This is a genomic window from Lactovum miscens (genome assembly GCF_014202895.1).
Classification (GTDB): Bacteria; Bacillota; Bacilli; order Lactobacillales; family Streptococcaceae; genus Lactovum; species Lactovum miscens.
The window spans coordinates 59,746-80,031 of record NZ_JACHHV010000001.1 but is presented as its reverse complement, the minus strand read 5'-3'; the positions used below and the strand labels follow the sequence as shown (position 1 = coordinate 80,031).

At 36.1% G+C, this 20,286-nt stretch carries 22 protein-coding genes; 16 read left to right on the top strand and 6 right to left on the bottom strand.

Annotated elements, in window-relative coordinates; genetic code table 11:
- Window positions 1–7 precede the first annotated feature (7 nt).
- A complete protein-coding gene (locus tag HNQ37_RS00410) occupies window positions 8–1,204 on the top strand; it encodes a cell division protein FtsQ/DivIB (RefSeq protein WP_183538190.1) in 1,197 nt (398 codons plus the stop codon).
- Window positions 1,205–1,255: 51 nt separating this feature from the next.
- Here HNQ37_RS00410 and HNQ37_RS00405 read toward each other — a convergent pair whose 3' ends face one another.
- The 3 genes from HNQ37_RS00405 to menB form a co-directional block, all read right to left on the bottom strand.
- Window positions 1,256–1,627 (bottom strand): PaaI family thioesterase, encoded by a 372-nt coding sequence (locus HNQ37_RS00405; RefSeq protein WP_183538188.1) that lies wholly within the window; start codon window positions 1,625–1,627, stop codon window positions 1,256–1,258.
- Window positions 1,627–2,946 carry an o-succinylbenzoate--CoA ligase gene (gene menE, locus HNQ37_RS00400; RefSeq protein ID WP_183538186.1) on the bottom strand — a complete coding sequence of 440 codons (1,320 nt, stop codon included), beginning with the start codon at window positions 2,944–2,946 and terminating at the stop codon, window positions 1,627–1,629. Before menE ends, HNQ37_RS00405 begins: the two co-directional genes overlap by 1 nt.
- 118 nt (window positions 2,947–3,064) lie before the next feature.
- Window positions 3,065–3,907, bottom strand: a complete 843-nt coding sequence (gene menB, locus HNQ37_RS00395) for a 1,4-dihydroxy-2-naphthoyl-CoA synthase (RefSeq protein WP_183538184.1) — start codon at window positions 3,905–3,907, stop codon at window positions 3,065–3,067.
- A gap of 173 nt (window positions 3,908–4,080) precedes the next feature.
- Here menB and HNQ37_RS00390 point away from each other — a divergent pair, with 173 nt between their 5' ends.
- From HNQ37_RS00390 to msrB, 4 genes are all read left to right on the top strand, one after another.
- The gene (locus tag HNQ37_RS00390; RefSeq protein WP_183538180.1) at window positions 4,081–5,040 is read left to right on the top strand and encodes a DMT family transporter; all 960 of its coding nucleotides are present in this window, start codon (window positions 4,081–4,083) and stop codon (window positions 5,038–5,040) included.
- A 101-nt stretch (window positions 5,041–5,141) separates the two neighbouring features.
- The gene (gene mobB / locus HNQ37_RS00385) at window positions 5,142–5,681 is read left to right on the top strand and encodes a molybdopterin-guanine dinucleotide biosynthesis protein B (protein WP_183538178.1); all 540 of its coding nucleotides are present in this window, start codon (window positions 5,142–5,144) and stop codon (window positions 5,679–5,681) included.
- Window positions 5,682–5,727: 46 nt separating this feature from the next.
- Window positions 5,728–6,624 carry a linear amide C-N hydrolase gene (locus HNQ37_RS00380; protein ID WP_183538176.1) on the top strand — a complete coding sequence of 299 codons (897 nt, stop codon included), beginning with the start codon at window positions 5,728–5,730 and terminating at the stop codon, window positions 6,622–6,624.
- 20 nt (window positions 6,625–6,644) lie between these two features.
- A complete protein-coding gene (gene msrB, locus HNQ37_RS00375) occupies window positions 6,645–7,070 on the top strand; it encodes a peptide-methionine (R)-S-oxide reductase MsrB (protein ID WP_183538174.1) in 426 nt (141 codons plus the stop codon).
- Between the two features lie 59 nt (window positions 7,071–7,129).
- Here the strand turns inward: msrB and HNQ37_RS00370 are convergent, their stop codons facing one another.
- Window positions 7,130–7,573 (bottom strand): flavodoxin, encoded by a 444-nt coding sequence (locus HNQ37_RS00370; RefSeq protein WP_183538172.1) that lies wholly within the window; start codon window positions 7,571–7,573, stop codon window positions 7,130–7,132.
- 426 nt (window positions 7,574–7,999) lie between these two features.
- On the opposite strand from HNQ37_RS00370, the gene HNQ37_RS00365 reads away from it, so the two are divergent.
- Together HNQ37_RS00365 and HNQ37_RS00360 are read left to right on the top strand one after the other, a co-directional pair.
- On the top strand, window positions 8,000–8,854 hold the full coding sequence (locus HNQ37_RS00365) for a methionyl aminopeptidase (RefSeq protein WP_183538170.1): 855 nt from the start codon (window positions 8,000–8,002) through the stop codon (window positions 8,852–8,854).
- Between the two features lie 69 nt (window positions 8,855–8,923).
- On the top strand, window positions 8,924–9,850 hold the full coding sequence (locus HNQ37_RS00360; protein WP_183538168.1) for a YihY/virulence factor BrkB family protein: 927 nt from the start codon (window positions 8,924–8,926) through the stop codon (window positions 9,848–9,850).
- Between the two features lie 17 nt (window positions 9,851–9,867).
- On the opposite strand, the gene HNQ37_RS00355 is transcribed toward HNQ37_RS00360, so the two are convergent.
- A complete protein-coding gene (locus HNQ37_RS00355) occupies window positions 9,868–10,305 on the bottom strand; it encodes a GtrA family protein (RefSeq protein WP_183538166.1) in 438 nt (145 codons plus the stop codon).
- 468 nt (window positions 10,306–10,773) lie between these two features.
- Between HNQ37_RS00355 and HNQ37_RS00350 the strand changes: the two genes are divergently transcribed.
- The 7 genes from HNQ37_RS00350 to HNQ37_RS00320 all read left to right on the top strand — a co-directional run bounded on the left by HNQ37_RS00350 (window position 10,774) and on the right by HNQ37_RS00320 (window position 17,907).
- Complete coding sequence (locus HNQ37_RS00350; RefSeq protein WP_183538164.1) at window positions 10,774–10,953, top strand: DUF3272 family protein; 180 nt, start codon at window positions 10,774–10,776, stop codon at window positions 10,951–10,953.
- 179 nt (window positions 10,954–11,132) lie between these two features.
- Window positions 11,133–12,338 carry an SAM-dependent methyltransferase gene (locus HNQ37_RS00345; protein ID WP_183538162.1) on the top strand — a complete coding sequence of 402 codons (1,206 nt, stop codon included), beginning with the start codon at window positions 11,133–11,135 and terminating at the stop codon, window positions 12,336–12,338.
- 148 nt (window positions 12,339–12,486) lie between these two features.
- Complete coding sequence (metK, locus tag HNQ37_RS00340; protein WP_183538160.1) at window positions 12,487–13,686, top strand: methionine adenosyltransferase; 1,200 nt, start codon at window positions 12,487–12,489, stop codon at window positions 13,684–13,686.
- A 244-nt stretch (window positions 13,687–13,930) separates the two neighbouring features.
- Window positions 13,931–15,772, top strand: coding sequence for a translational GTPase TypA (gene typA / locus HNQ37_RS00335; RefSeq protein WP_183538158.1), 1,842 nt, complete (start codon window positions 13,931–13,933; stop codon window positions 15,770–15,772).
- Window positions 15,773–16,030: 258 nt separating this feature from the next.
- A complete protein-coding gene (tsaE, locus tag HNQ37_RS00330; RefSeq protein ID WP_183538156.1) occupies window positions 16,031–16,480 on the top strand; it encodes a tRNA (adenosine(37)-N6)-threonylcarbamoyltransferase complex ATPase subunit type 1 TsaE in 450 nt (149 codons plus the stop codon).
- Window positions 16,481–16,697: 217 nt separating this feature from the next.
- Window positions 16,698–17,402: a Bax inhibitor-1/YccA family protein gene (locus HNQ37_RS00325; RefSeq protein ID WP_183538148.1), complete on the top strand. Its 705-nt coding sequence runs from the start codon at window positions 16,698–16,700 to the stop codon at window positions 17,400–17,402.
- Between the two features lie 175 nt (window positions 17,403–17,577).
- A complete protein-coding gene (locus tag HNQ37_RS00320; protein WP_183538146.1) occupies window positions 17,578–17,907 on the top strand; it encodes a metal-sulfur cluster assembly factor in 330 nt (109 codons plus the stop codon).
- Between the two features lie 526 nt (window positions 17,908–18,433).
- Here HNQ37_RS00320 and HNQ37_RS00315 read toward each other — a convergent pair.
- A complete protein-coding gene (locus HNQ37_RS00315; protein WP_183538144.1) occupies window positions 18,434–18,835 on the bottom strand; it encodes a winged helix-turn-helix transcriptional regulator in 402 nt (133 codons plus the stop codon).
- Between the two features lie 174 nt (window positions 18,836–19,009).
- Between HNQ37_RS00315 and HNQ37_RS00310 the strand changes: the two genes are divergently transcribed.
- Complete coding sequence (locus HNQ37_RS00310; RefSeq protein WP_183538142.1) at window positions 19,010–19,219, top strand: hypothetical protein; 210 nt, start codon at window positions 19,010–19,012, stop codon at window positions 19,217–19,219.
- Window positions 19,220–19,283: 64 nt separating this feature from the next.
- The gene (locus HNQ37_RS00305) at window positions 19,284–20,234 is read left to right on the top strand and encodes an NAD(P)-dependent oxidoreductase (protein WP_183538140.1); all 951 of its coding nucleotides are present in this window, start codon (window positions 19,284–19,286) and stop codon (window positions 20,232–20,234) included.
- The last annotated feature ends 52 nt before the right edge of the window (window positions 20,235–20,286 follow it).

The following is a 20,286-nucleotide window of genomic DNA, read 5'->3' as shown; positions in this document are numbered from 1 at the left end:
TAAATACATGAGTGAAGAGTATAAAAGTCCCTGGCAAATAGAGCATGAGAAAATGCTAGTAGCCAAAGAATCTGAAAAAAGAGCCCAAGCGCAAGAAGAACGCCGGGAATTTTTGCGTAAACTTCGTTTAACTCGAAAGTCTGATAAGACGCTTCACTCGCTTATTCAAAGTAGTAATTCAGTTCGAAAAAATAAGTTAGAAGAAAAAAAAGAACTAAAAAATACTTTGAAATTGAGTATGAAAAATGATGCATCCAAAACAAGTTCCAAATATTCTTCGAAAAAAGATAGCTCTAAAGCATTTAAAAACGAAGGAACAAAATCAGGGTTTAGTCACGAAGGATTCTCGTTTGATCTTGAACTTGATTGGCTAATTCCACTCTTAAAAAAAGCTTCGCCTCTTTTGATGATATTCTTTATAGCATTTGTTATCAGTATTTATTCGCTTAGCCCTCTTAATAAGATTGGGGCTTTCAGGGTGACTGGAAATTCTATGGTTACTTCGGCTGAGGTTGCATCAGCTTCTAAACTAAATATGCGGTCCAGCATTTATAATATCATGACTCATAAGGCGACAATTGAAGCCAAAATAGTTAATTCTTCTGCGCGTGTTGAATCGGCTAATATCAAACTTTCATTCCCAAATACTATAACGGTTCAAGTAAAAGAATTTGGCACAATTGGATATGTTGAACAAAAAGGAAAAGCTTACAATATCTTGGCCAATGGAACTAAAGTGGACGAATCTGTTATTACACCAGATAAGGAAAACCTTAATTCTCTAGTTTTGAAAGACTTCACGGATAATCAGGTTAAAGAATTTGTTTTAGCATATGAAACCTTAGCGGGATCTTTAAAGACTCTTATTCGCACAGTCACATTGACTCCAAGTCAAACCACTTCAGACTTTATAACACTTCAAATGTCTGATGGGAATCAGGTCAAGGTACCGCTGAGCCAAATGGAACAAAAATTGCCTTACTATCCAAGTGTGGCTAAAAGCATTGTAGCCCCTCAAACAGTTGATATGGAAGTTGGAATCTTTTCAAAAGATACACCAAGTTATAATACCGAATTTGCCGATGATAATCCGGCTGGACTTTCGAAAAGCTTATCTGCCAGTAGAGCTGCCTCGACAATTTCATCTGGATCATCCAGTAGCGGATCTTCAAGTTCTAATACAACAAATGTAAGTTCAAACTAAATATAAGAGCTAACAAGATTAACTTGCTAGCTCTTATTTTAATTCAAAATATTAATTAAGTTTTTGGATGTGGTTGGTTACAGTTGCATGAGAAATTAAACGTTCCCTATCATCGTATATCTTAACTTCCCAAACATGAGAAGTTCTTCCTCTGTGTAAAAGCTCACCTTTTACAATAAGAAGACCTACAGATTTCATAGCTCTTAAATGCTCAGCTGATATACTTTGACCAAATGCAAAGTACCCATCATTAAGAAGGTTATTGGAAGCCATACCCGAAGAAATCTCGGCAAGTGCTAAACTCACACTCCCGTTTAGAAAACCTTCAGGTTGAGCATGGTAGTCGTTTAACTCAACATGAACTTCATATTTGGTTTCCTCAAACTTGATTGGAATGATTCCTAATTGATCAATTAGATTCATTAGTTTAAGTCCTTTCTCAGGATTTTTCCAGAAGGGTTTTTAGGAAGCTCCTCTAGCTGGATGAATATTTTGGGTTGTTTAAACTTTGCTAGTTTGTCCGATAAATAGTTTCGAATGTCTATCTCATTTAGTTCTCCAACATAATAAAGTATAGGAATCTGCCCCCACTTAGGATCATCACGAGGGACTAGAGCACATTCAAAGATTTCTGGTAAGCGATAAAGCAAGTCTTCAATTTCTTTTGGATAAATATTTTCACCACCAGAAATAATAATATCACGGCGTCGGTTGAGAACATAAAGATAATTATCCTCATCCAAATAACCTAAGTCTCCTGTGGCAAAGCCATTTTCCAAAGGTATTTGACCCAGATATCCTTTCATGAGCATTGGAGATTTGATCCAGATTTCTCCGATACCCTGTTTGTCGGGATGCTCAATCTCTATAGTTACATCAGGCAAGGCGTGACCAACTGTAGCTATTTTTTGAGGTTCTTTTATAACATTGAAGGTCACTGACTGAGAAAAGGTTTCGGTCATTCCATAAGTTTTGTAAACAGGTAGTCCTTTTGATATAGCCTTTTCAACCAAACTCAAAGGAATAGTTTCACCTCCAAGAAGAATCATCCTCAAGTTGTAAGGCTTCAAATGGTCAACTAAAGGCTTTAATTGAGTTGGTACAAGCGACATCATAGTCAACTTTTCAGATTTAACCAAATCGATGACAACATCCTCTGCGTAGTCAGTTAGAGTTAATTGGGTACCATTATATAGAGAACGCATGACTATGGATAAGCCACTAACATGAAAGAGTGGGAGAACATCTAGCCAGTTGTCATTGGGATTAACACCAAAAACTTTGGCAGAGGCTCGACACTGAGCTTCAATCATTCCCCAGGTAATTGGCACTGTTTTAAATTTTCCAGAAGTTGCACTGGTATTCATTAGAACTGCAATCTTCTGATTGTTGGTCTCAAACGTAAGTTTAGAGGAGATTTTAGTTTTTAGAGTAAAGTCAGAAAAAAGAGTTTTAGGTTGGATTACAACATTAATCTTGAGCCCTTCGGTCTGATCAGAAATTTCTCGTTGAGTCAAAGCTGGATTTAAAAGGAGGACTTCTTTTGAAAGGAGTAGTAGACCCAATAAGGTAAGAAGGCTTTCCTCATTGTTATTCATTAGGAGGGCGACTCTTTCATCAGAAATAGAGACTAAATAGTTCGAACGGTTTACAGCTTCAATTAAAACTTTGCGGAAGGTTAAATCGTTGATAAAAAATTTTTCGGGTTGGGTTTCAGCCCATTTTTTTAAATATTCAAGCATAAATGTACCACTTTATTCAATTATGCTATGGCATAATTGAATTCAGAATTAACTTTCTAATGCACTAATACAAGATGAGCCGCTCTTCTAATGAAAGATACGGCTCAAATTAATAGGATCAAGGGAACTTAGGAAATTGAGAAAAGTTAGGCTTTCTCTTTTCAACAAAAGCATCACGTCCTTCTTTTGCTTCATCACTTGTGTAATATAATAAGGTAGCATCACCGGCAAATTGTTGTAAACCTGCTAAACCATCGGTTGCAGCATTGAAAGAAGCCTTAAGCATGCGAAGGGCCATTGGAGAAAGTTCTAGCATTTCTTCAGCCCATTTAACAGACTCAGCTTCAAGCTGATCAAAAGGTACAACTGTATTGACCATACCCATTTCGAGAGCTTCTTGAGCAGTATATTGACGGCACAGAAACCAAATCTCCCTTGCTTTCTTTTGACCAACCATGGCTGCAAGAAGACCTGCACCATATCCAGCATCAAACGAACCAACACGTGGACCTGTTTGACCAAACTTTGCATTTTCAGAAGCAATGGAAAGATCACAAACAATGTGGAGAACATGTCCACCACCAATAGCAAAGCCATTTACCATTGCAATAACAGGCTTTGGCGTAATACGGATCAAATGCTGAAGATCAAGCACGTTCAGCCGTGGAATATGATCATCATCTACATAGCCACCGTTGCCTCGAACTTTTTGGTCACCGCCTGAGCAGAACGCCTCTTTTTCAACACCTTTGCCATGATTAGCACCTGTTAAGATAATAACGCCAACCTCTGTATCATCACGTGCTATGGAAAAAGCATCAATTAACTCAACGACAGTTTTGGGACGAAAGGCATTGCGCACTTCTGGACGATTTATCGTGATTTTAGCAATATGATTGTAAGTTTCATATTTAATATCTTCATAGATTCTGCTTCCAGAAATCCAGTTAAATTCGGTCATTCTTATCCTCCGATTAATATATAATTTGGGACGGAAAGTCTTATCCCCACACAAATTTCACAAGTTAAATTATATCACGTCTGTAAATATTATGATAAAATCAGTGTCAAAATGTTTAGACAATTTATTTTGTCTCTTTTAAATTATTTCAATAGAAATTAGGAGAAATTTTTGTGTTAATTATTTACATCTTGATTGGAATATTTGCCGGTTTTGCGCTCGCAAACATGACACCGATCAATGCTGGACTTAGAAATAAAGTAAAATCCCCTCTTGTTGCAATTGTCGTCTCAATCTTGGTTTCAACTATTGTTATGGGAATTGCGACTTTGGTCACAAAACAGCCACTTTGGCCAAATTTTAGCTTTGTTGGAAGTCATCCCGCCTTCATTTGGTTTGGAGGTGTGATTGGAGCCATTTATGTGACTTCAAATATCATGATGTTCCCAAAAATTGGCGCGATAGAAACTGTTGTTTTACCACTTCTTGGTCAAGTTGTGATGGGAGTTGTGGTTGACACTTTTGGTCTCTTAAATTCTGCAAGGGTACCGTTAGCGTGGATGAAGATAGTGGGTGTTTTGCTTTTACTTATTGGTCTTTGGATTGCTATTGTTCTATCCGAAAAAAATCGCCAAGACCGTCTTGGAACAGCGGTCGGCGGTGTGCGCTGGAATTGGCGTGTTTGGGGACTGATTGTGGGTGGCTTAACAGCTGTTCAGCAAACTATGAATGGTCAGCTCGGTGGTATGCTTGCAGCAGCTTCAACAATGATTAAGGGAACAATCCAAGGCTCATTCTTTGCCTTCTTTATTGGTTTAGTAGCGATTGTCATAATCTCTTTAATAAAAGAACGACGAGTTTTGCCAACTAAGGAACAGTTGAAAGATTTGAATTGGACAGACTTCCTTGGTGGTTTTTTCAATGGTATCGTAGGTATTGTCCGTATGTGGCTTCGTATTGTCCTATCACAAACCATGGTAGTAGCTCTCGTTGACTTCGGTCAAATCTTAACTGGTATTTTTGTTCAACAGTTTGGTTGGTGGAAGTCACCTAAAAATAAAGTTAATTTCTTACAAATTATTGGACTTTTGATTATGTTTATAGGCGTCTTGCTTATCGTTGGGTTTTTTTAATATATTAAAGAGATTACTTGAAATTTAGAAAGTTAAGTGCTGTATCAAAAAAGGCAGGCAAGTTTTGGCCTGTCTTTTTTGTTGCGTGTTATAATTTATACATGAAGGTTTTGCAAGTAATAGGAAATAAAAATGTGGGAAAAACGAGCGTGATTCTCGATTTTATTAGTGTAGCCAAAAAAATGAATCTGAAGGTCATTTGTCTTAAAAGATCATATAGTGCAGTACTCGATACACCAGAAACTGATAGTTTTCGTTTTGCATGTGCTGGAGCTGATGCCGTTGGCTTGCAAACAGAGGGAGAGTTCTTATGGCATGAGCAAAATCAGGAGTCAATATCCGATATTATTGCTAAGCATGCCCCATCCGACACTGATTTAATATTGATAGAGGGATTTAGGGACGAGAATTTCTGGTGCGATAAGATTGAGCTTATTGGTCCAAATTCTACTGAAAGAATCTTTGAAAAACCTTGCCTAAGACTTTTGGGAGAAAATGAAAAATCCGCAAAGGTTTACGTAGAGGCAGTTGCTACGGTTTTTCCAGAGATGGTGTCCGATGATACAATGGACTTCTGCAGCCGAGATAAAAGAATTGAGAAATTTAAAGAACTAATTTCAAGACAAGATGACGAAAACTAAGGCAATGACAAATCTCGAACTAAGTTCTAGAATAATAAACTAAAATATGTGTACAAGTATTAAAATGCAGGCAGCCGATGGAAATATCCTCTTTGCCAGAACTATGGATTGGCGTGGAAACTTTACTCCGAGTGCCATCACTGTTCCAGCAGGATATAGTTGGAAAACAGTTTACAATGGTAAGACAGTGGTTAATCCATATGCTATTCTTGGTGTTGGTCATGATCTTCCTAACGTTCATGTTGATTTTTCGGACGGTGTCAATGAATATGGTTTCTCTGCCCAAAAACTAACCTTTTCAAATAAATCTGAGTATCTCACGAATGCTTCTAATAGTGAAAACAAACTTCAATTGGCCGCTTTCGAATTTACAACGTGGATGTTGGGAAATTGTAAGTCAGTAGCTGACTTAATTGATAAGTTGGTTGGGATAGAGCTCATGAATGATGAATTTTCAGCCTTTAAATTTGGCCGAAATGATCTTCATTTTTCGGCATGTGATACAACTGGGCGTATCGTTTCGATTGAGCCCTTAGATGGCAAATTGGTTGTTCTCGAAAATCCGGTTGCAGTTGTGACTAATGCACCAATATTTGAACGAGAACTTGAAAAACTGGCTGAATATCTTGATCTAACGGGACAGCCAATTCATGAAAATCGCATCTCAACTGGAAATTTTTCTGGAAAACCCGTTTGGCCGGGGGGATTCACACCAACCTCTAGATTCATACGTGCAGCTGTTCTCAGAGAAAGAGGAATTTTTCCCAAAAACGAAACCCAAAATGTCATTGAGACTTGGCATATTCTTAACTCAGTAACTGTGCCACGGTCAGATAGTCGTTCAGATACATCAACTCTCTATCGTAGTGCTGTGTCACTTGATTCACGGCGACTTTACTTGCAGCGATATGATGATTTCAGCATCGTGACTTATCAATTATAAGAACTTGAAGAGGAATTCAAATGTTTGAAGAAGAAAAAAAGAAACTTTCAGATTTAAGCTACAAAGTGACCCAAGAGTCTGCCACAGAAGCACCATTTAGTAATGAATTTGATAACTTTTTTGAAAGAGGACTCTACGTTGATATTGTTTCAGGTGAGCCACTTTTTACCAGTGAGAAAAAATACGATTCTGGGTGTGGCTGGCCAGCCTTTACACAGCCGATCAATAGCAAAGTAATTAAAGAGCATCATGACAAAAACTTTGGTATGGAACGGATAGAGGTTCGTTCAGACAAAGCAGACAGTCATCTAGGGCATGTCTTCAAGGACGGTCCGCTTGATCAAGGTGGCCTTCGATATTGCATCAACTCATCTGCTCTTCATTTTATAAAATTTGACGAACTTGAAAAATCAGGGTATGGTGATTACATAAAATATTTCAAATAAATAATTAAAAAATAAGTCACATGGGATGTGGCGTATTTTTATTTAACAATATTAAAAACTTAAAGCTTTGAAGCCAAAACCTCAGCGAAAGTTTCCAAATTCTCTTTGTCTTCCTCTTCAGGATAAAGTTCTACCTTCACAAGTTCAGCGGCACGAGTCGCCCCACATGCTTCGAAAGCTCGATCAAAGTCTTCAACATTACGGCAATATTCTTCGTAGAAAGTATCTCCTGAACCAAAACAAGCAAATAGTTTACCTGAGAGATCCATCCCTTGCATTTCTTCATAAAAATCTAGAATCTCATCCGGCATATCGCCATCACCATAAGTATATGTTCCCACAATACACATTTCACAATCTACAAAGACATCGTCTGGATCTACCGTCGTGCAATCGTGCATATCAACATCCACGCCCAAATTTTGAAGTTTTTCATAAACAATTTCAGCACAGGCCTCAGTATTTCCTGTCATTGAACAATATACAATTTCGACTTTCGCCATCATTTTCTCCTTCGTTTCGTTTCATTATATCAAATTATTTTTTTGAATGAAAATATGAATTTAAACAAATTATCTTTATAGTCAGGACATTAAATGTTATTAATCTGAAAAAAATTATTAAACTTAGTAAGTTTCAAAATCTAGCGTTTTTTAAATTGTGAATCGTCAAGTCAAAAAGAGAGAACAGTAGTTCCCGCATTAACCTGTTATTACTTCTTAGATACGCGATAAACTTTAGTTAGTTTTGTGAAACGTTTATTATATTACTTGGGCATCGTTATTTTTTGCGCGGTCAAGGCTGACCAGTACCTTATCGTAACTCTAATTTATAGTTATGTTCACTGAAGATATCAAAAGTCCAATAATAATATACCCCTGAGTCTCTTTCATATTAACCCTCTGAATGAATAATGTTATAATAGAAATATGATTACAATTAAATCTCAACGTGAAATTGAACAAATGAAACATTCAAGCAAAATACTCGCAGATATACATATCCATCTTCGTGACATGATCAAACCGGGCCTTGATATGTGGGCTATTGAAGAATACGTCCGTAAAGTTTGTAAAGAAAAAAATGTGATTCCGCTTCAAATTGGTGTGGATGAAGGGTATTACAATCCTTATCCTTATGCAACTTGTTGTTGTCTCAATGATGAGGTAGCTCACGGTTTCCCGCGTCATTATATCTTGAAAGAGGGGGATCTTCTAAAAGTTGATATGGTGCTTGGTTTGGTTGAAGATGATTATTGTGATGTCTCAAAATTGAACTTTGATGATGCCAAATCAATGATTGCTATACAAGAAGGTTTCCGCGGTGGTGTAGCTGATTCAGCATGGGCTTATAAAGTTGGAGAGGTTTCGCAAGAAGTGGCTGATCTTTGGGAAGTGACCAGAGAATGTCTATATTTAGGCATTGAAGCGGCCAAAGTTGGGAATCGGGTTGGTGACATAGGAGCGGTGATTCAAGATTATGCTGAATCACGAGGATGTGGTGTCGTGCGCGATCTTTGCGGCCATGGTGTTGGCCCAACGATGCATGAAGATCCATTAATCCCTCATTTTGGTAAAGCCGGTCATGGGCTTCGCCTTAAACAAGGGATGGTCTTGACTATTGAGCCGATGATAAATACAGGTGGTTGGGAAATCGACCACGATGGTGAACGAGGCTACGTGACTTTAGATGGGTCACTTACTTGCCAAATGGAACATCAATTCGTTATTACAAAAGACGGCCCAGTTATTCTGACGACTCAAGGTGAAGAACGTACATATTAAGTTTGTAAGAGTGAGCATAGGCTGACTCTTTCACTATTATATAGAGCAGTAGAATGTTCCAGGAGAAAAATGAAGAAATTTTTTTACAAAATTTCACATTCTGACCGACTTAATCTCTTCATTTCCTTATTTATGAATAGTGAAATGAGTCTGTCTTCAATCGCAGTCGCTTATTACTTGCTACTGTCGATTTTTCCTATACTTTTGCTCGTAGCAAATGTTTTGCCATATCTCCATATTGATGTAAATGAAGTTCTCAGTTTTATGAAGAATAATCTTCCAACTGAGTTTTATAATATGACCGCTTCTTATGTAAAACAATATCTTTCTACACCAAATACTGCCCTTTTCGCAGTCGCCATCATTTTGGCCTTGTGGACTTTCTCAAAATCCATGACTGCTCTCCAAATGGCCATGAATAAAGCTTATGGTGTAACTAAACATCGCGATTTTATTATCAGCCGAGTCCTTGGTATCATAGGTGGTTTAATCATCATGATTTTGCTATATGCTGCGGTTGTTATTTCAACTTTTGGTCAGACCGTCCTCACTCAAGTTTATAAAAGTTGGCAGTTTAACAGTCAAATCTATGATTTCTTGAAAAACCTCACATTGCCAATCTTGGCACTCATTACATTTATTGTATTGGTAATTCTTTATTCACTGATGCCTAATATTCGGATAAAAAAATTTCGTTATGTTTTACCAGGTACTTTCTTTTCTGTTTTTGTTCTGGTCTTCCTAACAAGTTTTGTTGGTCAATATGTGTCACACTTTATAAAATCGTGGGAGGACTTCCGCCTAGTCAGCTCGATTGTGATATTTGCACTTATGATTTGGTTCATATTTATATCTCGTGTTCTGATTATTGGCGCTATGCTAAATGCTGTCTATCAAAAGGATAAGGAAGGAAAGATTGAAACTCGTCGAGGTGATATTATTAGCCTGATTAGAGACTTTAGGAATGAAACTCAAGGTGAAAATTTTAAAAAATAAAATGCCTGAAAATTTTTTCAGGCATTGTTTCTTTTAAAAACGATAAATTTGCTTACAAGATAATTCACAACAATGATAAAGACTTGAAGGAAGAGATTGAGCAATGCGACAAGAGTGTTCTTACTTATTCCAAAATCCCTCATTAAAATCTCTGGATGTGCATCAATGAAGAAAGCATTCATTCCAATTGAGAATAGGAGTAATAGAATTCGGCTGGTTACAAAAGAGATGAATTCTTTAAAAAGATTAACAGATTTGTGTTGAAATACGAAGAATTTGTTGGTGAAAAACGCGAAAATAATTGAGCACGCTTGGGCAATTATTTCAGAAATCCAACCAGATTGAGTGGCTTGGTAACTAAGAAATTTAAAGATAATATAAACGACGGTTGCTAATCCGCCAAAGAAGAGGTATTTAAAACCTTCAGAGAAGGCAACTTTCTTTAATTTTTCCATCTTTTGATTATACCATATCCACAAAGTAACGCCAACCCCCATCTTTGTTGAGATTGATTAGTGTCCATAAATTTTTCAATAAGTAGGTCGAATTGTTTATCATAACTTTGGGAATGCATTGCGTGAGGTTATTGGAGTTGTAAATGGAAAATTTATAGTTATTTTGAACATTATTTAGATGGAATTACTTTCACAAACGAGACATGTAAGTCTCTGTTAGTGGAATAATTTTCACTAACAATTGTATTGAATAAAATTAATCAGTATAATTTAATTCACTTCGATGTTTGTTTGAGTAATGAGGTGTAATTAGATTATGAAGAATGGAAAATTTGTTAGTAAAAAATGGGTATTTCCATAATCGAACTGCTCGTTGTTCAAATTTATTAAAATCTGTGGGAGGATTGGTTTAGGTAATCAGAAACATAAAATTTGTCAATTTTAAGGTAGATCTGATAGAATATAAGCATGCCAAAACGTCAATTTTATACATTACTACTATTTACAATTATTCAAAGTCAATTTTTAGTCTGGTCAATGACAGATGGTTCTAGTTTTTTGAGTGTTATCTTAGGCTTTATGCTTCTAAGTAATATTTGGAGAGCCTACCAAGTAGAAAAAATTGCTCGGCTTAATGGCTTAATATAGTATGCGGTTTGAGTAAATTTTTTAAAAATTTTACTCAAACATTTGGGACGTTTCGAACGTTTCTTTTTAACATTCAGGACGTAACAAATGTTTCATTCTTTCAGAAATATTTCAGTAAGAATTTTTTGACATTAATAATTTTATGTTCTAAAATTTATAATGAAGGAGAGTTTTTATAAATGGTATTTGAGAAAATAGTTTTAAACAAAGCTTTGTCTCAGGCTTTTGATATTCCTGTTGAAGTTTCTTATTGGAACGGGAAAACGGAAAAATATGGTGACGGCGAAAGTCAAGCCAAGATCAAGCTTAATAAAAAATTTAGTTTCAGTGATTTGGCAGGAACACCTACACTTTTCTTAGCAGAATCATACATGAATGAAGATCTTGAGATCGAAGGTGATATTCAAGCTCTCATTGCATCTGCTTATAGAAAAGCGGGAAGTTTCTTAACTGATCAAACTGGTTTTGGCAAAGCCACACTCAAGCTGATGCATGGTCATAGTCAAAAAGAAACTCGTGAAGATATCCATAGCCACTATGATATTGGAAATGACTTCTATAAAAAATGGCTAGATGAAACAATGACCTACTCATGTGCCTATTGGTCAAAGGATAATATGACTCTAGCAGATGCACAAATTGCAAAAGTACATCATATTCTAGATAAACTTTACAGTCAGCCAGGTGGTCGCTTACTTGATATTGGCTGCGGATGGGGGACGATGATCTTTGCTGCTGCTCAAGAGTATGGTCTGGATGCGACTGGTGTTACTCTTTCAGATGAGCAATATGTCTATGTGAGTAAAAAAATTGAAGACCTTGGTCTGCAAGATAAAGTCCATGTCTACCTGGTTGACTACCGTGACCTCAAAGATGGAAACTTTGATTATATTACATCCGTAGGTATGTTTGAGCATGTAGGTAAAGAAAATCTAGGAATGTACTTTCAAAAAGTCTACGATTACCTTAAACCAAACGGACGTGCCTTAATCCATGGTATTACCGGTCAACACTACGGTGCTGGTGTGGATCCATTCATTGAAAAGTATATTTTCCCTGGCGGTTATATTCCAAACGTAGCTGAGCAAGTTGATCACATTTTGACAGCTGGCCTTCAAATGGATGACATGGAGCCACTCCGACGTCACTATCAAAAAACTTTGGAATATTGGTCTAAAAATTACTTAAAAGTGTATGACGAAGTTGCAGCTGAAATGGGTAAACCTTTCGCACGTATGTGGAATCTATATCTTCAAGCTTGTGCCGCTTCATTTGAAACTGGAAATATTGATGTTATTCAATTCTTAGTAACAAAAGGTTCATCTGGTACTGGCTTGCCAATGACGCGCAACTTCATGAATAAAGGGGAGTTTGTGCTAAAATAATTAAGTTATTCCGATGGTTTCAACGAAACATATGTTGATAATGAGGGCTTGTAGGCTCTTGTTCATTGCCTGTAACCGAAAATGAGTCCTAGGTGTTTTGACAATATAAGTCAAAAGACAAACATCTTAGGCTAAAAAGGGGAAAATTTTGTCAAAAGAAAAACGTTTATTTACTTCAGAATCAGTTTCAGAAGGTCACCCAGATAAGGTTGCTGACCAAATCTCTGATGCCATTCTTGATGCCATATTAGCGCAAGATCCATATGCTCATGTGGCTTGCGAAACCGTAGTTTACACAGGAACTGTGAATGTTTTTGGTGAGATTACAACGACAGCCTATGTTGATATTGCTAATGTAGTGCGCAATACGATCAAAAAGATTGGTTATACTGACTCTGAAAATGGATTTGATTACAAATCTGTTGGCGTCCACGTTTCATTGGTTGAGCAGTCACCAGATATTGCTCAAGGTGTCAATGAAGCTGAAGAAGTTCGTGGAAAATTATCTGATGTAGATCCACTCGATTTGATTGGGGCTGGGGACCAAGGTATGATGTTTGGCTTTGCAACTAATGAAACAGCTGAATACATGCCTTTGGCTATTTCACTAAGTCATAAACTTGTTAAAAAATTATCTGATTTACGTAAGTCAGGTGAAATTGAATACCTTCGTCCAGATGCTAAGTCACAAGTTACAGTTGAATATGATGAAAATGGTGTTGCTCAACGGATAGATACAGTCGTTATTTCAACTCAACATGCTGCTTCAGCGACTAATGAGGAAATTCGTCGCGATGTCATTGAAAAAGTTATCAAGGCTGTAGTTCCTGCCGAATTGCTCGATGATGAAACAAAGATCTTTGTAAATCCAACTGGGCGTTTCGTAGTTGGTGGACCACAAGGAGACTCTGGTTTGACAGGGCGTAAGATTATTGTTGATACGTATGGTGGTTATGCTCCACACGGTGGAGGGGCTTTCTCAGGCAAAGATGCCACGAAGGTTGATCGTTCCGCCTCTTATGCAGCACGTTATGTAGCAAAGAACATTGTAGCAGCTGGCTTGGCAGATAAGGTTCAAATTCAATTGTCATATGCAATTGGTGTGGCTCATCCAACTTCAATCAATATTGAGACTTTTGGAACTAGTAAAGTGAGTGATGACGAGCTGCTTGTGGCTATTCGTAAAATCTTTGACTTGCGTCCTGCTGGTATCATTCAAATGCTGAATCTACGCCGTCCGATTTATGCTCAAACAGCTGCTTATGGTCATTTCGGTCGAACAGATGTTGATCTTCCATGGGAAGCAATTGATAAAGTGGAAGAATTAAAAACTTTCTTTAATAAATAAGTATTTGAAAAGGCTTGATTTTATTTCAAGCCTTTTTTTGAAAATAAATTTTATTAAATGATCAGCTCTGCTCAATTATTTAATAAAACAACTTATTAAGAAAGTTGTTTTAAAAAATATATTAAAAAATCTTTTTCATTTCTGCCTCAATCTAAAAGCGCTTACCACAAAGGTTTAAAGGAATTTTTTTTAGAAAATATGCTATAATAGCTTAGTTAAACTAAAGATAGGAAATTATACGAACTTGACTAAATTACGTGAAGATATCAGAAATATCGCCATTATCGCCCACGTCGATCATGGTAAAACTACACTTGTTGATGAACTTTTGAAACAATCTCAAACTCTTGGCGCTCGAGAAAATCTTGAAGAACGTGCGATGGACTCTAACGATATCGAAAAAGAGCGCGGCATCACCATCTTGGCAAAAAATACAGCTGTTGAATATAAAGGTAACCGCATCAATATTCTTGATACCCCAGGACACGCGGACTTCGGTGGAGAAGTAGAGCGTATCATGAAGATGGTTGATGGTGTTGTTCTGGTAGTTGATGCTTACGAAGGCACTATGCCACAAACTCGTTTCGTATTGAAAAAGGCACTAGCCCAACATTTGACTCCTATTGTAGTTGTAAACAAGATTGATAAACCATCAGCTCGTCCTGCTGAAGTTGTTGATGAAGTTCTAGAACTCTTCATAGAACTCGGTGCTGACGGTGATCAATTGGACTTCCCGGTGGTTTATGCTTCAGCACTTAACGGAACTTCAAGTCTTTCAGATAATCCAGCTGATCAAGAAGCTACGATGGATCCAATTTTTGAGACCATATTGGAGCAAATTCCAGCTCCAATTGATAACTCAGATGAGCCTTTGCAATTCCAAGTATCACTCCTTGATTATAATGATTTTGTAGGACGTATCGGTATTGGCCGTGTCTTCCGCGGAAAAATTAAAGTGGGCGACCAAGTTACCTTGTCTAAGCTTGATGGTACAACTAAGAATTTCCGTGTCACTAAGCTCTTTGGTTTCTTTGGTCTTCAACGAGATGAAATTCAAGAAGCAAAAGCTGGAGATTTGATTGCTGTTTCAGGTATGGATGATATTTTTGTTGGTGAGACAGTAACACCAACAAATGCAATTGAACCATTACCTATACTTCATATTGACGAACCAACTCTTCAAATGACTTTCATGGTTAATAATTCGCCTTTTGCCGGTCGTGAAGGTAAATGGGTTACAGCTCGTAAACTTGATGAGCGCTTGAATCAAGAACTTCAAACGGATGTCTCACTTCGTGTCCAACCGCTGTCACCAGATTCATGGCTTGTCTCTGGGCGTGGAGAATTACACCTTTCAATCTTGATTGAAACAATGCGTCGTGAAGGCTACGAATTGGCTGTTTCTCGTCCAGAAGAAATCTTGAAGGAAATCAATGGTGTTCTTTGTGAGCCATTTGAAATGGTACAAGTTGACACACCTGAAGAATATCAAGGTTCAGTCATTCAAGCTCTTTCAGAACGTAAGGCTGAAATGCTTGATATGGTAAATGAAGGTAATGGCCAAGTCCGTTTGACTTTCCTTGCTCCAGCTCGTGGCTTGATTGGTTTCACAACGGACTTTCTTTCAATGACACGTGGTTATGGTATTATGAACCATACCTTCGAAAAATATGCGCCAATGATTAAGGGACAAATTGGTGGACGTTCACGTGGTGCTATTATTGCAAACGAGACGGGTCAATCAACTCACTATGCGATGATGGCTGTTCAAGAGCGCGGTATTCTCTTCATTGATCCAGCTACTGAAGTTTACGAAGGTATGATCGTTGGTGAACATTCACGTGAAAATGACTTGACTGTTAACATCACGCGTAAGAAAGAGCAATCAAATGTCCGTTCATCAAATAAGGATTCTACGGTTGTCTTGAGTACCTCACGCATCCTTTCTCTCGAAGAATCAATCGAATTCTTGGGTGATGATGAATACCTTGAAGTCACTCCAGAGTCAATACGTCTTCGTAAGGCGATTCTTGATAAGAATGTACGTGCAAGAGATTCTAAGAAAAAGAAAGTGGCAGAAGACTAAGGTTTCTAAAGTTAAGTAGTAGAGGTGATTTATGTTTTATGCTTTGCTTATTATTCCAGTTGGATTAGCTTACTTTCTTCTCTTATCACCAGAGGTAAAGAAGACATTAAACATTTTCTTTGTCCTAGGCATTGTGACACTTTTTGTCACCTTAATTTTCTCATTCATCTTTAACTATCACACCGGTTTGCTTGAGTTACTTTTGTATCTTGGAGCTGTAATCCTTGTGATTCAATGCATTAGAGAACTAGAAAAATTATGAAATACTTATTTAATGAATTAGAAATGACGACTTTCGCTGAAAAGCTTGGTCGTCTTTTGGAAGCTAGGGATGTTATTGTCCTCACAGGAGAACTTGGAACTGGGAAAACAAGCTTTACTAAAGGTCTTGCTAAAGGGCTGGGGATTACACAAATGGTAAAATCTCCAACCTTTACTATTGTTCGCGAGTATGACGGTGGACGCCTCCCACTTTATCATATGGATATTTATCGAGTTGGTGATGATCCAGACTCTTTTGATATGGATTCATACTTAGAAGCGAATGGCGTATCTGTTATTGAGTGGGGAGAACTATTAGGTAAAGATCTTCCAGATAACTACTTACATGTTAAGTTTAACTATACTGAAATTGGGGAACGTGAGCTCTCCTTTGAGGCACATGGAGTAAGAGCTCTTGCTCTTAAGAAAAATTTAGCTATGGAATAAAGTAATATTTAGTTTAATACCTCACTTATATAACCATTTTTAGAATTATCTACATTAGTTTTAGAATTTCGTTAATTCTTATTACTATTTAAAGGAATCAAGGATTATAGAAAAAAATTAATTACAAGTTTAAAGAAGATTACAATCAGTCTAAGGACTGATTGTTTTTTTTTATCATTTTGTTATAATCAAATTAAAGAATTGGAGGATTAGACTAATGGATAATAATAGTATTATTTTAGATGATCGAAAAGCTGGCCTAAACGCCTTCTATAATAGAATTTACGCCATCATGGGTATGGGTGTTTTGGTTTCAGCAGTTGTTGCCTGGATAATGATTCAGTTTTTTGCACAGAATATGATTTCCATTCTCCAAGGTGGTAGCTTTATGTTTTTGCTTATTTGGTTAATTCCAATGGTGTTGATTTTTCCTATGCAAAAAGCAGCGGCAACGAATTCACCTACAGCACTTCCCTTATTTATTGGCTTTGCGGCACTTTTTGGCTTTTTGATTAGCTTTACTTTGTTGATGTATACAAAGGGAGCCATCTCTGTTGCATTCTTAACAGCCTCAGGCATGTTCTTTGGTTTATCTGCCTATGGACGAGTAACTAAGCGAGAGCTATCTGGCATAGGTAAAGCAATGATGGGGGCCTTGATTGGTGTCATTATTGCTAGTGTAGTTAATTTTTTCATTGGATCATCAGCCTTGATGTTTGGCTTGAGTTTTCTTTCAGTCATTATCTTTTCGATTTTGATTGCTTGGGATAATCAAAAAATTGCTCGAGTTTATGACTCAGTGAATGGACAAGTGCAAGAAGGCTGGGCAGTTTCAATGGCCTTGGCACTATACCTTGATTTTATCAACTTATTCCTAGCTATTTTACGAATCTTTGGTTTTGCAGCGGGTGGACGTGATTAATATAATTTAATTTATTAAATAGAAGCTCAAGAAATTATTGGGCTTTTGTTTTTATTAAAAAATGTTAAAATGATTTTACAAAAGATGAGAGATAAAGTATACTTCTCAAATCTGACTCAGCCTAAACGAACGCTAGGTTAAGTTTTTTAAAAATGATTTTTTGGAGTAATAAAACATGGCAGAACATACAGAAGAACAAATAAAAGACATTCAAGAACGTATTTTTGGCGCACTAGAAAATGTTATTGATCCAGAATTGGGAATTGACATCATCAATCTTGGTCTGGTTTATGGTATTGATTTTGATGATGCAGGGAATACCGAGATTCGAATGACCTTGACCACAATGGGCTGTCCATTAGCTGACTTGTTAACAGACCAAATTCATGATGCTCTTACGGCTGTTCCAGAAGTTACAAATATTGAAGTAAAACTTGTTTGGTACCCTCAATGGACAGTCGATAAAATGAGTCGTTATGCAAGAATTGCTTTGGGGATTCGTTAAATTTGGTGTGACTGGGGAAGTATTTGAATGATTGGTGAAAAACAAAAAAATCATTTAGTATGGTATCCAAACCAAACTGGAATAATATTTTATTGTTGTTAAATCTAATAAAACGTTAAGAGACAACATAAAACTTCCATTGAATTAGCAATAAAAGAAATGCTTTTTGATAATAAAACAATAGGGTTATCAAAAAATAAGATTATATTCAGGGAAAATCGTTAAAGGTTTTCTCTGATTTTTTTGTCAAAGTGACATTCTAAGCATTGATGAAATTAAGTCAGCTCATATAGAACAATATTTGGTTAATAGATTAGAAAGTGGTAATTCTGAATCACACGTTAATAGTCATTTACGTCCTGTTAGAGCATTTAGAATTTATTTCTAAAAGTTGTTTAATATAAATAAATTACAAATGATAGAGATAGATGATTATACAAATATAACTGAAATTTGTAAGAATATAGTATAGGATAGTTACTTAAAAGTACCTTCTTTTTTTCACTCTGAGTAAGTATTATAATATTTAAAGATCCTTGTTTGATAATTGAAAGCAGGTGGTGTCTAGTTTCAAATCAGATACTCTATTTTTTCCCCAGTCGTACATCATATCAAGAATAGGTATCAAAGATTTACCAAGAGGTGTTAGAGAATATACAGTATAAATAATGTTATTATTTTTAAGATATTTTTTAGAAATTAAACCATCCTCGCGAAGTTCGTTTAATTGTTGAGCTAGCATTTTACGACTGGCTCGCGGTAGTAAACGAGTTAAATTATTAAAATGGTAGTCCCCATCATGGTAAAGATGATATAGGATATTAATTTTCCATTTACCAGAGAACATTGCTAAAGTTAGCTCTTTGAAACAACCAAAGTCTCCTTTAGAAATTCTATTTAAACTTTCTTGTCTGATTAAATCAGTCATGAAATTGCTCCTAACATATTTTATACATGCATTTTATCACATATACTTTTGAGGATGTTTATTTTAACCAAAGATACTTAAAGCAACGAAAAATTAGTAGACTAGAGTTCATGTAAACCATTTAGGGCTATGTAACACTATACCTTTGATTGATTAGAAAGGAAAAAAATAAATATGAAATTTGAGTTTAAATGTCTTTTGCCATTTGAAGAACAAGCAATACCTAATTTTATGGGAGAAGCCAGTATGTATACACCTAGTGTTGTTAAGTATTTTGAATCTATTGAAGTAGCTGTACAACATGTAGCAGATCATAATGGATTTATTACTGACGATGATAGTAGCTTTGCTTTCAAAGTAAAGTCTATTAGATTACTTAAATAGATAAATTAATTGGAGTAATATTAAAAGTGAATAATATAAAGAAATAAGAAAGTGTAACTAAATTATGAATGATAGAACAGTCGTGTTAAATGCAAAAACTGTAAACTATGATGGAAAAATAGATTATTCTAAAATTTCCTCTGAAGTTAAAATTTATAGTGAAACATCTGAAGACCAAATTATAGAACGTGTGCAAGGCTTTAATATTGTGATTACAAAAGAAATGAAACTGGATAAAGAAATTATTTTAAAATTTCCCGATAGTGTGAGGATGATATGTGAGGCTGGAACTGGATATAATAATATTAATTTAGAAGCAGTTCAGGAAAAGGGTATTATCTTATGTAATGTTCCTGATTATAGTAGCAAACGAGTTTCACATACTGCAATAATGCTTATGTTAAATCTGGCTAGTTCAGTTCAAAAGCAAATTCGTATGTTAGAACGAAATAACTATGATAATTTTCGTAAACATTTGATAGTTGATCATATTGAGTTGAATGGGAAAACTTTAGGTGTGGTTGGCTATGGACACATTGCTAAAGAAATCATCAAAGTAGCTGAAGCTTTAGGAATGAAAATATTAGTATCAACTCGAACTTCAAGAAAAGATGAAGGAAAAGTTCATTTTACAACTACTGAAGAATTGTTTAAAAATAGTGATTTTATTTCTCTTAATTGTCCATTAAATAGTAAAACTAGGCATATGATTAATCAAGAAACATTAGCATTAATGAAAAATACAGCTTTTGTTATAAATACCGCCCGTGGTCCGTTGATTAATGAAAGTGACTTGATTCAAGCCATTGATTCAGGAATAATAGCTGGTGCTGGACTTGATGTACAAGAAGTTGAACCTCTAGATGAAACAAGCCCTTTGTATACGATGGATAAAGTTATTATCACTCCACATATTGGGTGGAAAGGCTTAGAGACTAGACAAAGATTAATATCTCTAATCAAAGAAAATATTAGTGCTTTTTCTGTAGGAAAGCCTATAAATGTTATAAGATAAAGTACATTGGAAATAATATAAATACGGCTAGTGCACTAAAACTCACTGGTGA

What these genes read in the sequence shown, in the direction of transcription:
- HNQ37_RS00355 (WP_183538166.1), bottom strand. Translation starts at nt 10,305, where the DNA reads ATGGAAAAATTAAAGAAAGTTGCCTTCTCTGAAGGTTTTAAATACCTC.
- HNQ37_RS00320 (WP_183538146.1), top strand. Translation starts at nt 17,578, where the DNA reads ATGGCAGAACATACAGAAGAACAAATAAAAGACATTCAAGAACGTATT.
- HNQ37_RS00380 (WP_183538176.1), top strand. Translation starts at nt 5,728, where the DNA reads ATGTGTACAAGTATTAAAATGCAGGCAGCCGATGGAAATATCCTCTTT.
- HNQ37_RS00365 (WP_183538170.1), top strand. Translation starts at nt 8,000, where the DNA reads ATGATTACAATTAAATCTCAACGTGAAATTGAACAAATGAAACATTCA.
- HNQ37_RS00345 (WP_183538162.1), top strand. Translation starts at nt 11,133, where the DNA reads ATGGTATTTGAGAAAATAGTTTTAAACAAAGCTTTGTCTCAGGCTTTT.
- HNQ37_RS00410 (WP_183538190.1), top strand. Translation starts at nt 8, where the DNA reads ATGAGTGAAGAGTATAAAAGTCCCTGGCAAATAGAGCATGAGAAAATG.
- mobB (WP_183538178.1), top strand. Translation starts at nt 5,142, where the DNA reads ATGAAGGTTTTGCAAGTAATAGGAAATAAAAATGTGGGAAAAACGAGC.
- HNQ37_RS00350 (WP_183538164.1), top strand. Translation starts at nt 10,774, where the DNA reads ATGCCAAAACGTCAATTTTATACATTACTACTATTTACAATTATTCAA.
- HNQ37_RS00360 (WP_183538168.1), top strand. Translation starts at nt 8,924, where the DNA reads ATGAAGAAATTTTTTTACAAAATTTCACATTCTGACCGACTTAATCTC.
- HNQ37_RS00305 (WP_183538140.1), top strand. Translation starts at nt 19,284, where the DNA reads ATGAATGATAGAACAGTCGTGTTAAATGCAAAAACTGTAAACTATGAT.
- HNQ37_RS00325 (WP_183538148.1), top strand. Translation starts at nt 16,698, where the DNA reads ATGGATAATAATAGTATTATTTTAGATGATCGAAAAGCTGGCCTAAAC.
- HNQ37_RS00315 (WP_183538144.1), bottom strand. Translation starts at nt 18,835, where the DNA reads ATGACTGATTTAATCAGACAAGAAAGTTTAAATAGAATTTCTAAAGGA.
- menE (WP_183538186.1), bottom strand. Translation starts at nt 2,946, where the DNA reads ATGCTTGAATATTTAAAAAAATGGGCTGAAACCCAACCCGAAAAATTT.
- HNQ37_RS00370 (WP_183538172.1), bottom strand. Translation starts at nt 7,573, where the DNA reads ATGGCGAAAGTCGAAATTGTATATTGTTCAATGACAGGAAATACTGAG.
- HNQ37_RS00405 (WP_183538188.1), bottom strand. Translation starts at nt 1,627, where the DNA reads ATGAATCTAATTGATCAATTAGGAATCATTCCAATCAAGTTTGAGGAA.
- tsaE (WP_183538156.1), top strand. Translation starts at nt 16,031, where the DNA reads ATGAAATACTTATTTAATGAATTAGAAATGACGACTTTCGCTGAAAAG.
- msrB (WP_183538174.1), top strand. Translation starts at nt 6,645, where the DNA reads ATGTTTGAAGAAGAAAAAAAGAAACTTTCAGATTTAAGCTACAAAGTG.
- HNQ37_RS00310 (WP_183538142.1), top strand. Translation starts at nt 19,010, where the DNA reads ATGAAATTTGAGTTTAAATGTCTTTTGCCATTTGAAGAACAAGCAATA.
- menB (WP_183538184.1), bottom strand. Translation starts at nt 3,907, where the DNA reads ATGACCGAATTTAACTGGATTTCTGGAAGCAGAATCTATGAAGATATT.